The sequence below is a fragment of the Arthrobacter vasquezii genome (assembly GCF_029455255.1).
Taxonomy (GTDB): domain Bacteria; phylum Actinomycetota; class Actinomycetes; order Actinomycetales; family Micrococcaceae; genus Arthrobacter_D; species Arthrobacter_D parietis.
The window spans coordinates 25,463-37,764 of sequence record NZ_JAROKN010000013.1 but is presented as its reverse complement, the minus strand read 5'-3'; the positions used below and the strand labels follow the sequence as shown (position 1 = coordinate 37,764).

Genomic DNA, 12,302 nt, shown 5'->3' with positions numbered 1-12,302 from the left:
CGGAGGCTCTAAGCAATTAGTTGTCGAGGTCGTTCTGCACGAGTTCCATGAACTCCTGCGCAGTGATGGAGCCGGTCACCAGTGGTGCGGCGTTGACCTGGCTCGTGTTGGTGGCCTTGGTGTTCATGAGCGCCTCGAACCAGAGGACGGTTTCATCCGTTGCCGAAATCTGCTCCTGCACCTCCTGGGTAAGCGGCGGCAGGTCCTCGACCGGCGTGTTGACCTTGAAGCCTGAAATCAGGTTCTGCTCTTCAAGGGCAGTGGATCCGTAGTTTTCCGCGATGCATCCCAGCCAGCTACCGACGTTTTCGCCATAGGTATTGGCGTTGAAGGTCATCGGGAGTCCAACGTTGGCGGCGAGCTGGCTGCGGTCCCCAGCACCACCGGAGACACCGGGGAATGGCATGAACCCGATGTTCTCCTCACCGATCTGGTTGCGCTCAGCGTCTGCAAAGTCACCCAGCGCCCAACTGCCCATGTAGTACATTGCCGCGCTGCCGTTCATGAACTCGTTGACGGCGGTGTCGGCGCTGATCGATCCGACGCCTTCTCCGAAGAAGCCAGCGGCGCCCAGGTCGGCGATGGCTTGGGCGGCTTCGACGTACTCAGGGTCAGTGAGTTTCGCTTCGCCGTCCGCGACCTTCTGCAGCGCATCTGGACCGACCGTGCGGAAGATGTAGTTGCCGATCAGGCGGGTGATGGGCCAGCCCTGCTCGCCACTGGCCGCGAAAGGAGTGACGCCTGCGGAATCGAAGGTTTCCGCGGCTGCAACCAGGTCGTCCCACGTTTCTGGGATGGCGACGCCGTTTTCCTCGAAGAGTTGCTCGTTGTACCAGATCCCCTCGATGTTGTACTGGTACGGCAGAACGTTGAAGCCACCGTAGAGGTTCTCAATGGTTGAGATGGCAGCCGGCTCAATGTTCTCGATCGCGTTGAGGTCGGTCAGTGCTTGTTCGAAATCGAGCACGTAGCCCGACTCATCGAGCGTCTTCGTCAGCGCCGGCGCATTGCCTGCAGCGAACTGAACGGGAAGCCCGTTCTGACCAGCTAGGAGCTGCAGACGCTGATCGAGACTGGTCTGGGGCACTGTCTCTATGGTCAGCGGCAATGTCTCGTTCTGGGTGGCACACTCTTCCTCCGACAAGGAGGTGAGTGCGTCAGGAATCTCGGTGTTTTCCGCGTTGACGAGGAAGCTGAACTCGGTGGCTTCCGATGCGGCTGGGTCGCCACCGGAGCCACCACATCCGGCAAGTGCGATCGCCAGTGTTGCGGCGCCGAGAGTCATGACAGCGGGGCGGGTCTTGCCAATGGTGAGTGTCTGGTGTGACACGATTCCTCCTTGAATCTTGAGATGATTGAAGCGCTTCAAAACGATAGTAGACTACGATGTGTGAGCAAAGCAACACTTCTTCATAACGTTTCAAGTGCCAAGGTGACCCGATGACTACTACTTCTTCCGGCCGTCGCCCACCGAGCATGAGTGACGTCGCCCGCCATGCCGGCGTGGCGCTAGGGACTGTCTCCAACGTTCTGAATGCCCCTGAAAAAGTGTCAGAAAGGACGCGCCGGCGGGTACATCAGGCTGTAGAGGACCTCGGATTCGTGCGCAATCAGGTAGCCCGCACTCTGGCGGCAGGGTCTGCCGATCTGTTCGGATTCGTGATCGTAGACATTGGCAACTCGTTCTTTGTCGATATTGCACGCGGTGCTGAGCAGAGCGCGGTCGAGAACCAGTACAAGCTTTTGTTGGCCAATAGCGACGTGGATCTCGTACGCCAGAACCTCTACCTTGACCTCTTCAATGAAAGCCGAGTCAACGGAATCCTTCTCGCTCCGCTCGACGCCCCACTCGATGCAGTGGCCCGCGTCAGGGACCGCGGCTGCCCTGTAGTACTCGTCAACTGGCCGGGTGAACCCGGCGAATCCTGCGGCGTCACGGTAGACGAAGAATATGGAGGCTACCTTGCCACTCAGCACCTGCTTCAGCAGGGGCGACGGCGAATCCTGTTCGCTGGAGGACCGCTCAGCCTAACGGCCGTCAGAGAGCGCTACGAGGGCACCAAACGAGCGATAGCCGAATCGAACGTGGACGCTCACTTGGAGCTTATCGAAACGACCCGATTGACCGTACCGGCAGGACTCGACGTTGGCCGGGAACTGGTTTCGCGGCCTGTCGGCGAGAGGCCCGACGGCATCTTTGCCGCTGCTGACGCGTTAGCAGCGGGATGCGCGCAGGCTCTCATTTATGCCGGAGTGTCAGTTGCGAAAGAGGTCGCGATCATCGGGTATGACGACAACCACTTCACGGCAGATCACGTCGTCCCTATCTCAACCGTCGGACAACCGGGCCATGAAATGGGGAAGATTGCTTTGGAAATGCTCATTGATGAAGTGAAAAACCCAGATCACCTGCATCGCACCGTGGTTCTGCAGCCGAACCTTCTAGCTAGAGCGAGCACGATGTCGGAGTTTCGATAGTCACACTTCCCCGTTGAGCGATCTAATCCGTAGGCAATTGAGAAGAGCGCGCAGCTGGGACTGCTTCGTATGCATTTCACTTGTGACGGTTGACACCAATGGGTGACACGCGTCATAGTTGAACAATCGATTGACCACCCGCCCGAATGCGGTCATTCATTTGATCAATCGATTGATCAAGGAGGATCCATGAATACTTCGATTTCTACAGATAAGCAGCCGTTCAGTCTGTTGACCTGTCTCTATGGCGACGCTGAAATGAGCGAAACGCTCTCCGCCGAGAGGTTGGTGGAGTTTTGGTTGAAGACAGAGCAGGCATTGGCTAGGGCTCAGGCGCAGGCGGGGGTTATTTCCCCAGAGCATGCGTCGGCGATTTCCGCTTTGACAGTCGGTCAGTTGGACATTTCCGCGCTGTGGGACGGCGCGCAAAACGTGGGTTACCCCATCCTGGGCTTGGTCCGTCAGATGTCGGCTTTGCTTCCTGAGGGAGCGAATGGTCGTGTGCATTTCGCGGCCACCACGCAGGACATCATGGACACCGGCACGGTCCTGCAAGTGTCCGCTGCCGCGGATCTTTTGTTGAAGCGGGTCCAGACAGTGGGTAACCTGCTCGCTGCTCATACGCGCGAACACCGCTCGACGGTGATGGCCGGGCGAACGCATGGGCAGCAGGCTGTTCCGACCACTTTCGGGGCGCATCTGGCACCCTTACTGGCGGAGTTCACCAGAGCAATCTCCCGACTTGAGTCGGCACGGCATGGTGTCGCGAAACTTTCGCTCTATGGTGCCGGTGGCACATCTGCTGCCGCTGGTGAGAGCTCCCGGAAGGTACGCGCCCTGATGGCTGAGGAGCTTTCTCTGGCAGCCGATGACGTGCCCTGGCATACTTCACGCGACAGCCTCATCGTCTTGGGTCAGGTCGCTTCGCTCCTTGCCAGCGCATGCGCGCGCCTGGCACGCAATGTGATTGACCTGTCCCGGACGGAAATAGCCGAGATCCAGGAAGCGGCCGGATTACACCGGGGCGCTTCTTCCACAATGCCGCAGAAAGCAAACCCGATCCTTGCTGAGGGGATCATCGGAATGTCTGCGGTCGTGGCTCCACTGGTTTCTTCCCTGGCGCGTGCATCCGAAATCCCACAGGAACGTGCGGCCGGCGAGTGGCAGATCGAATGGCATGTCCTGCCTCAGGTGCTGCTTCTCTCATCGAGTTGTTTGACCGCCTCCGCAGAACTGTTGGACGGGTTACGTGTCGATTCAGTTCGCATGCGCGAGAACCTCAATCAAGACGGCGGCCTGATTATGGCCGAGGCATACATGTTCCAGCTGGCTGGGGCTCTCGGCCGGGAAACAGCTCATGACATCGTCTACGCAGCTGCCCGCGACGTGCGAGACCAGGGCGGCACCCTTGGGGATGCTGTCGCCGCAGAGCTGTCACGACAGGGCCACGCTGGCTCTGCCGTATCACCCATCGATCCCTCTGACTATCTGGGTGAGGCCGCGAACATCGCCGATATGGCGGTGCGGCAGTGGAAGGAAAAGGATCTGTCCGGCTTCGAGGCCGAGTCGGCCTCGTTTGAGGTTAAGGAACTGGTATGACTGCTCAGAAGTTGGATACTCGCGTGGACACCGAGGACTACGACGAGGTAGGAAACACGTTCGACAAGACGCGGAAGACGATTGGGCTCATCGTCGGGCCTCTCATCTTCCTCATGATGCTGCTACTGCCTCTGCCGATCACGGACCATCAGCAGTCCCTTGCCGCGGTCATGGCCCTGGTCTTCATTCTTTGGGTGACCGAAGCCTTACCGATCCCGGCCTCGTCCCTGCTCGCAATCGGCCTCTGCGTAGTTCTTCAGGTTCCTGACCTCGCCCCTGACGCCGGTGACTCTGCTGACTTCATCTACTCAGCTTTCTCCTCATCGACACTGTTCCTGGTCATCGGAGGATTCATCCTGGCCCGGGCGATGACCGTTCACGGCTTGGACCGCCGGTTCGCGCTCTTCGTTCTCTCCATACCGGGAGTGGCTAAGTCAACGTTCCGCGTCGCCATCGCCTTCGGGCTTATTGCCGCCCTCATCTCGGCCTTCATCTCCAACTCGGCAGCAGCAGCGATGCTTCTGCCGCTGGGCGTCGGGATCGTCAGGGCTGTCGGTCCCGAGGTCGCGTCCAGCGCAGGCATCAAAAACGCCACCAAGACGAAATTCGCCACATCGGTGATGCTCATGATTGCCTACGGCGCCAGCGTCGGCGGCCTGCTCACGCCCATTGGCAGCACGGCGAACGTCGTGGGCCTGGGGTTCCTGCAGGAACAGACCGGCACCGAAATTTCCTTCCTGCGCTGGTCTTCACTGACCGCCCCAATTGCTGTCGTTCTTTTCATCGTGTTGTGCATCGTGCTCCTAACCATGAACAAGCCCGAGATCGGCCGCCTGCATAACGCACGCGACTACGTGCTGGAAGAACGCGGAAAACTGGGGCAGCTCAACCGCGGCGAATGGAACACCCTGGCCTGCTTCATACTGGCCATCATCATGTGGGTCGGCCCGAGCGTCTTGTCCACCATGGAAGCGGAACCCGGCAGCCTCCTGGCAGGCTTCCTCGCCCTGGACATCGGCACTGCAGCTGTCCTTGCCGCCAGCCTGCTCTTCTTCCTTCCGACCAACTGGCCGAAACGCGAATTCACTCTCTCGTGGAAGCAGGCAGCAAACATCGACTGGGGCACTGTCCTCCTCGTTGGGGCCGGCCTGGTGCTGGGCGCGTTGATGTTCAACACCGGCCTGGCCGAAGTAGTGGGCACAGGCATGGCCGAAGGGCTCGGACTTGATAGCCGCATCGCGGTTGTTGTCCTCTCTGTCATCCTCGCGATCGTCATCTCCGAAACGACCTCGAACACAGCGAGTGTCGGAGTGGTCGTTCCGATCGTGATTCCGATCGCTCTGGCCGTCGGTCTGGATCCCACCATCCCGGCCCTGGCAGCCGTCTTCGGTGCCTCCTGTGGATTCATGCTCCCGGTTTCGACGCCTCCCAATGCGATCGTGTACGGCTCGGGAATGGTTCCCATCACGAAAATGTTTCGCACCGGTTTGGTGTTCGACATCATCGCCGTCGTGGTGGTTTCGGCAGGCGTGCTGGTCACCTCCGCGCTCAACCCCTTGAGCTAGGAGGGTTCACGATCTTGGTGCCGTGTGCGGGTGAGGAAGACCGGTCGCTTAGGCTGAAAGCCCACACACGGCACCGACATGTGAAGGAACCGAGCATGCCAAAGCGGCCCACTCTCGCTGACGTCGCAGCACTGGCGAAAGTAGACCGGACAGTGGTCTCCAAGGTAGTCAGCGAGGACCCTAACCTCCGTGTCCGGGATGAGACGAGGGAACGCGTGAAGCGAGCGGTAAAGGAACTGGGATACCGGCCCAACAGCCTGGCTCGCAGCCTTCGAATCTCGCGGACTGGCACACTCGGCGTCATTCTGCCCTCATTCAGCAACCCCATCTGGGCCACCATGCTCGAGGGCGCTGAAGCTGAAGCGCAACGCCGCGGATACGTTCTGCTGGCTGGAACCGTCGATCGGACCACCAACGCGTCCTCCCGTTTCCTGGAACTGGCCCGCACGGGCGCCGTCGACGGGGTGCTCGTGGCCGCCGCCCTCACAGACGAAGATCTACCAACGATGTATAGCCAGCTACCCTGGCTACTCGTCAACCGACGCACAGTGTCCAGCCACCGGCATGTCCTCCTCGACGATGAACGAGCAGCCCTCATCGCCACCGACCATCTGTTGCAGCTGGGGCACACCCGGATCGCCCACCTATCCGGACCATTGGAAGTCGATTCCGCTCAACGACGGAAACGAGGTTTCCTCCGGGCCCTACAAGCCTACGATCTGGAACCGGGCCCCATCGTCGATGCCTCCAACACCTTTGAAGGCGGACAGCGGGCACTGACTCAGGTGCTCACAGAAGACCCCACCATCACCGCGTTGGCGGTCGGAAACGTTGCCGCGGCAACCGGTGTTCTGGCCGCCGCAGCACAACGCGGCATCCGCATCCCCGATGACCTTTCCGTCATCGCGATACACGACATCGATATCGCCGCCGCGCTCAACCCGCCACTGACAACTGTCCGTATGCCGCTCGCAGAACTCGGTGCTCAAGCGATCTCCCTGCTGCTTGATCGTCCCGCGGATGAAGCGATCGAAGAAGTGATCTCAGGCCCGTTGGAGTTGGTGAAGCGATTCTCGACAGCACCACCCCGCAGGAACTCATAGGGGCCCTCAGGCGGGATAACCGCGTTGGAAGGACACGCATGCGAATCGTCGAAAGCAGAGAACTTACCGTCCACCTGATAGGAGGGGGAACTAATGCGGTAGTCGATTTCTCCCATCACACTGTCTCCCTTGTTGCTCTGATCAGCGACGTTATACGCGGCGGCCGGCCAGTCACTGGTGTTGCTTTCAACTCGATCGGACGCTTCGGGCAAGCCGGCATCCTGCGCGAGAGGATGTTCCCCCGCCTCCACGCAGCGGAACCAGATTCACTACTCACCGAAGGACAGTTCGACCCCGCCAAAATCCTTGCAGCAGTTCTGGCGAACGAGAAACCGGGCGGGCATGGTGACCGGGCCTCGGCCGCAGCGTCGATCGAGCTCGCCGCGTGGGACCTCCGAAGCAAACTGTCCGGTCGACCCGCCTGGGATGAAATTGCCCGCTATCACGGTCACCAAGAACCGGCGCAAACCGTTCCGGTTTATGCCGCGGGCGGCTATTACTACGACCGCGCTCAACATTCGCTCACCGATGAGCTCAAATCGTACGCCGACCAAGGATACTCAGCGTTCAAGATCAAGATTGGTGGAGCTTCCCTTTCAACTGATCTAGGACGGATCGAGCGGGCCCTTACCGTGGCCGGCAACGGTGACAATCTCGCGGTGGACGCCAACGGCCGCTTCGATCAGAGCACCGCTCTTCAGTACGCGCACGCCCTGGAACCCTACGGGTTGCGTTGGTTCGAGGAACCAGGAGACCCGCTTGACTTTGAACTTCATCGAATCATCGGGGAGAACTACGGCAAGCCGTTAGCAACCGGGGAGAACCTGTTTTCCTCATCCGACGTCCGTAATCTCGTCCGTTATGGTGCACCACGCTCCGCGGACATCTTTCAAATGGACGCCGGCCTCAGCTACGGCCTCACCGAATACCGGGAAATGTTGAAGGTGGTTCAAGGCCATGGCGTTCGGAACACGCAGATCCATCCGCATGGTGGCCACCTGATCAACCTGCACATCGTCGGTGGTCTCGGCCTCGGTGGCTGCGAAGTCTATCCGGGCGTTTTCCAACCGTTCGGCGGATACCCGCACACCTGCAGTGTCGACGATGGGACAGTGAGGCTGCCGGAGCAACCCGGCTTCTGCCTGGAAACGAAGCCCGAACTTACTGAACCGATTCGGCAGCTACTGTCCTGATGTCATCACCAGTTACTGGCCGCAGGCACACCGTCACGACGTTGCTGCAATCAATTTTTGCAACGACGTTGGGGGTGCTCCCCGCTTATCTGCTCGGCGCTCTCGCGGTACAGATGCGGTCCGATCTTCACCTCAACCCGTCTGACATCGGCATCGGAGCAGCCCTACTCTTCGGCGTCACCGGACTGCTCTCACGCCCAATGGGCCAACTCGTCCAAAAGCGCGGCGCGACGTGGGGAATAGTTGTGTCCTCAGGTCTCGCACTAATCGCACTGCTCGGAGTGGCCGCGGCACCGTCTATTCCCATCCTGTACACCGCGCTGACGATTGGCGGCGTAGGAAACGCGATCGCCCAGCCCGCGGCGAATCTCGGCGTATCGGCGGTGATCAGCCCGAGCAGACTAGGGCTGGCGCTTGGCATCAAACAAACCGCCATCCCCGCTGCCACGCTTATGGCAGGGCTGGCTGTCCCTGCGATCGCCCTGACCTTGGGGTGGAGATGGGTACTGCTCATTTTCGCGGGTGCCGCAGCAGCACTCACGATATGGGCTCTCCTGCAGCGCACCGACGCCTACCACCCGGCGCTAGAACTCCCCGAAACGGACCGTGGCACTCCCCGTGCCGGGTTGATCATCATCACCACGGGCGCGGGCCTCGCCGCCGCAGCAGCGACCTCGCTTGGGGTATTCCTTGTCGACTCGGCGGTGCAAACCGGCATGACTCCAACGGCCGCTGGATTACTATTCGCCGGATCCGCGTTGCTGGGGATGATCGTGCGGGTACTCCTCGGAGCAGCGATGGATCGCTTCGCTGGACGTAGTCCCTACGTTCTGGTCTTCTATCTGCTCATCGTAGGATCTGCGGGATTTGGCGTACTGTGCTTCGGCGAGGGGTACTGGCTTGTCCTCGGATCTCTTGTTGCCTACAGCGCCGGATGGACCTGGCCCGGTCTCATCCATTACGCGATAGTCAGAGACAACCGCAGAACCGCAGCATCAGCGACCGGCGTCCTACAAACAGGCATCTCCCTTGGAGGCGCGGCGGGCCCACTTCTATTTGGCTTCCTCGTCGACGCCACCTCCTACGACATTGCCTGGGTTGCCGCAGCTCTTACAGCTGTCGCATCCGCCACGATCATCAGATTCGGGCGCCGCTCAATTTTGCGCCGTCGCCTCGCGCTGAAGCACCCACAAGCGTCTGGCGCCTAATCGCCGCATCGCAGGCGGCGCCCCCGAATCACCACCACGCTCACGGACGGCCACAACCCGATGAACGGAAAGGAGTTATCGACCGTGCCGCGTCTGTTTTGTTCTCTTTCAGCGTCCGACGGCCGCGGATGACATTGGGAGAGATCGCACAGACGGCGGCTCTGCCGCCTAGCACAGTCCGGCGGCTTCTTGTTCAGCTCTCGGAGGGCGGGCTCATCCAGCAGGATCCGCAATCGGGGCATTATTCGCTGAGTCTGCGCTTCGTACAGCTGGGTGCAGTTGCATTGGAAACCGTTGACATCGTTCGTCTCTCACAGCCGATCCTGCAGGAGTTGTCCTTCGAGACGAAAGAAGCCGCGTTCCTTGGCCAGTTGGAGCCGCAAGGAGTCGTTTACCTCTCCGTCTGCCAGCCGTCGGTCCCGATCAGGGTCTCGACGCGCGCCGGCGAGGTCCGCCCGGCGCATGTGACATCAATCGGCAAGAAACTTCTCGCGTTCCTACCTGAACACGAGTTTCATGAATGGCTCGAGAGTCATCCCCTCGAAGCCACGACGGGACATGCCCTCACCACGCCTGGCGAACTAATCGCCGATCTGGAACAGATCAGAGAACGCGGATACGGGATTAACTATCAGGAATCAAGTATGGAGTTCGCTTCCGTCGCGGCGCCGGTCCGCGATCACAACAGGGACGTGATAGCCGCAGTCGCAGTCTCCGGCCCCGTCTACAGAATCGACCAGACGGATATCCCGGGCCTCGGCAGTGCCGCCGTTGAAGCCGCAAAGCAACTTTCAGCACGGCTCGGCAATGTAGCCGCAACCGCATAAAACTCATGGGGCCGGTCCCATCGACCTCCACCACGGTGACACCGTAACACTCTCAGCGCCGGAGAAACCCTTCGCCGTACCGTACGGGGTTTTGCTACCCCGCGGCGCAAACAATGTAACCGTCACCGGTCGAGCCGTCAGCGCGGAAGGATCGGCGATGGACGGGCTACGCCACATGGGTGGCATGATGGCCCTCGGTCATGCAGCCGGCACAACCGCAGCCCTAGCCTCAGCCGCTAACTGCTCACCCGCCGAGCTTGATGTGCAGGAAGTAAGAAGCGTGCTTCGTCGCCAAGGCGCAATCATCGACCCGCCCGTAACCAATCCGGAGAAACCATCATGACGAGCCAACCTGGAAAGCCCCGCCTTCTCATAATTGGTTCGGACGCATCCCACGCGATGTCACCGGCTTTATGGTCGCCCGTGCTCACTGAACTTGAGACCGGCTGGACATACGAGCCACTGGACGTTCCGGCCGACTCCGACATGAGACCTTTGCGTCAACATTTGCTGGACACCTCCGTCATAGCGGCGAATGTGACGATGCCTCACAAGCAATGGGCAGCACAAACCGCCGACGCTGCCTCCGAATCCGTCAAACGAAGCGGCGCTTCCAACCTGCTCATACCGCTTCAAGGACAGTTGCAAGCACACAACACAGATATCGACGCGTTCATCGCGTTGACCCCAAAAATGAGACAACAGCACACGCTCATACTGGGCGCCGGAGGGGCCGCCCGGGCATCAATCGCCGCGCTGACAGGTCTCACGGAGCAGCTAACCCTTACCGACCTTGATCCACAAGTTGCCGACCGACTTGCGAGGCACGCCACATCATTGGGAATACCGACTCAGGCCATCCCATGGAACGACATCCCGCGTATAACACCGGAGGTGTCCATGATTATCAACGCCACCCCCATCGGCAAACTTCAGACGGATCCACCCGCATGGGGTGATGCCGAGATATCACCGGGAACTTTTATCTATGACTACGTCTACGCAGATCACGAAACAACCACAATTGTCGCAGCTAGAGAAAATGCGCTGCCCTATAGGGACGGCTGGGACCACCTGCTCGGTCAGGCAGTGGCCATGATCCCCCTACTAGGCCTGCAACCTCACGCAACCAACCTCCTCCAGACGACTTTGACGACCATCCGCAGCAAAAAGCCTTAGGCCCCTACAACTTGATCATGCTGACGCCGCTTCCCATGCTTATTCTGAGGGCTCTGTAACGCATCCAAGAGGGTTCGTTGACTTTTCAGCATCCTTAGACATGTCAACGCGCGTACTTATTACCTGCACAGTGAGGCGGGACGTGCGATCCCGCTCAATTGAGCAGGACCTCCCGTTCTTCTCCCGAGCGCGTTGTGTAGGTATGGGAAGCCGGCGCCCGTCCCCGGCGATCACATCTACAGACCTGGCTCCCACCTGCACGAGAGCTCCCCCACGTGGGATACGGACACCGCCTGTTCCATTAGTTCCCCGGCAAGGGAGGACGCCGTACGGCTACGTCCGCGTGAGGCGATTTTGACATCGCGTTTTGTCATTGCTGCCTAGCCAAGTCCAACTTCACGTTCCCGGGCCGTACCTCGGCTGGTGAACTTCTTCCCCTTTATAAGCTTGTGCCCACTTCTAACACTTTCCCGGGGGTGAGTGCCTTGGTCTCGGTCTGCGGCGAGAACGGCGGTGACGGCTTCTTTGCCTTCCTCGGTGTTCCCGAACATGCCCATGAGCCGCTCTGCGAGTTTCACCCGACGGTCACCGGTATCCCACATGTCCGCGGCTTCCCTGGCAGCGTTCTGTGTGTCGACGTCGTTCTGTAGGTCTCCCGCAGAAACCATTGCAGACAACCGTTCAGCTTCGGCAGAGTCTTGCTGTGCCTCCTGTCCCTCGGCTGATTTCTCCTGGGTTCTATCGACACAGGCCTCCGGTACTGCTGCGGTCCCGTCAAGGAACTGCTCCGGTGTGAGGTCATATCGGTTCTTGATTTCGTCGTGCATGTGTTCGCGGGACATCCGCGCCATGTCGTCGATGGGTTCCCATTTCTGCGCGAGAGCGTAGTGGGTGGCGATGTCTTGGGGTTGTGCAGCCTCCCAGAACTGCGGCTGGTGTGCTGCGCTTAGCTGCGTGCGCATCACGGCGCGTTCGGCTTCGAATCCTTCTTCGAGCTTGAGGCGTTCCTCGTTGGTGGCTCGCTGCAGTTCTTGTTGCCGCTCAGCCCGCTGGCGGGCGAGCATTTCCCCGAGCCTCCCGGCTACAGCTAGCGCGGCCTGCGCTTGCCCGCGCAGCAGGTCATTGGCTCCATCTGGTGTGTGGTCCACGA

The 12,302-nt window shown here is 60.0% G+C and carries 11 protein-coding genes; 9 read left to right on the top strand and 2 right to left on the bottom strand.

Features of this window, described 5'->3' with window-relative positions:
- Positions 1-16: 16 nt before the first annotated feature.
- The gene (locus P4U43_RS07435; protein WP_277358149.1) at positions 17-1,330 is read right to left on the bottom strand and encodes an ABC transporter substrate-binding protein; all 1,314 of its coding nucleotides are present in this window, start codon (positions 1,328-1,330) and stop codon (positions 17-19) included.
- Between the two features lie 110 nt (positions 1,331-1,440).
- On the opposite strand from P4U43_RS07435, the gene P4U43_RS07430 reads away from it, so the two are divergent.
- The 9 genes from P4U43_RS07430 (at position 1,441) to P4U43_RS07395 (ending at position 11,152) form a co-directional block, all read left to right on the top strand.
- On the top strand, positions 1,441-2,478 hold the full coding sequence (locus tag P4U43_RS07430) for a LacI family DNA-binding transcriptional regulator (RefSeq protein WP_277358148.1): 1,038 nt from the start codon (positions 1,441-1,443) through the stop codon (positions 2,476-2,478).
- 102 nt (positions 2,479-2,580) lie between these two features.
- The gene (locus P4U43_RS07425) at positions 2,581-4,077 is read left to right on the top strand and encodes a lyase family protein (RefSeq protein WP_277358147.1); all 1,497 of its coding nucleotides are present in this window, start codon (positions 2,581-2,583) and stop codon (positions 4,075-4,077) included.
- Positions 4,074-5,642 carry an SLC13 family permease gene (locus P4U43_RS07420; RefSeq protein WP_277358146.1) on the top strand — a complete coding sequence of 523 codons (1,569 nt, stop codon included), beginning with the start codon at positions 4,074-4,076 and terminating at the stop codon, positions 5,640-5,642. Before P4U43_RS07425 ends, P4U43_RS07420 begins: the two co-directional genes overlap by 4 nt.
- A gap of 95 nt (positions 5,643-5,737) precedes the next feature.
- Positions 5,738-6,745: a LacI family DNA-binding transcriptional regulator gene (locus P4U43_RS07415; RefSeq protein ID WP_277358145.1), complete on the top strand. Its 1,008-nt coding sequence runs from the start codon at positions 5,738-5,740 to the stop codon at positions 6,743-6,745.
- A 38-nt stretch (positions 6,746-6,783) separates the two neighbouring features.
- Positions 6,784-7,938 carry an enolase C-terminal domain-like protein gene (locus tag P4U43_RS07410; RefSeq protein WP_277358144.1) on the top strand — a complete coding sequence of 385 codons (1,155 nt, stop codon included), beginning with the start codon at positions 6,784-6,786 and terminating at the stop codon, positions 7,936-7,938.
- Entirely contained in the window at positions 7,938-9,146 is a 1,209-nt protein-coding gene (locus P4U43_RS07405; protein WP_277358143.1) for an MFS transporter, read from the top strand. Before P4U43_RS07410 ends, P4U43_RS07405 begins: the two co-directional genes overlap by 1 nt.
- Positions 9,032-9,973 carry an IclR family transcriptional regulator gene (locus tag P4U43_RS07400; protein ID WP_277358171.1) on the top strand — a complete coding sequence of 314 codons (942 nt, stop codon included), beginning with the start codon at positions 9,032-9,034 and terminating at the stop codon, positions 9,971-9,973. Before P4U43_RS07405 ends, P4U43_RS07400 begins: the two co-directional genes overlap by 115 nt.
- A gap of 19 nt (positions 9,974-9,992) precedes the next feature.
- On the top strand, positions 9,993-10,316 hold the full coding sequence (locus P4U43_RS18065; RefSeq protein ID WP_404800712.1) for an FAD-dependent oxidoreductase: 324 nt from the start codon (positions 9,993-9,995) through the stop codon (positions 10,314-10,316).
- Positions 10,313-11,152: a shikimate dehydrogenase family protein gene (locus tag P4U43_RS07395; protein WP_277358142.1), complete on the top strand. Its 840-nt coding sequence runs from the start codon at positions 10,313-10,315 to the stop codon at positions 11,150-11,152. Before P4U43_RS18065 ends, P4U43_RS07395 begins: the two co-directional genes overlap by 4 nt.
- Before the next feature lie 380 nt (positions 11,153-11,532).
- Here P4U43_RS07395 and P4U43_RS07390 read toward each other — a convergent pair whose 3' ends face one another.
- Positions 11,533-12,300 carry a hypothetical protein gene (locus P4U43_RS07390; protein ID WP_277358141.1) on the bottom strand — a complete coding sequence of 256 codons (768 nt, stop codon included), beginning with the start codon at positions 12,298-12,300 and terminating at the stop codon, positions 11,533-11,535.
- Between the last annotated feature and the right edge of the window lie 2 nt (positions 12,301-12,302).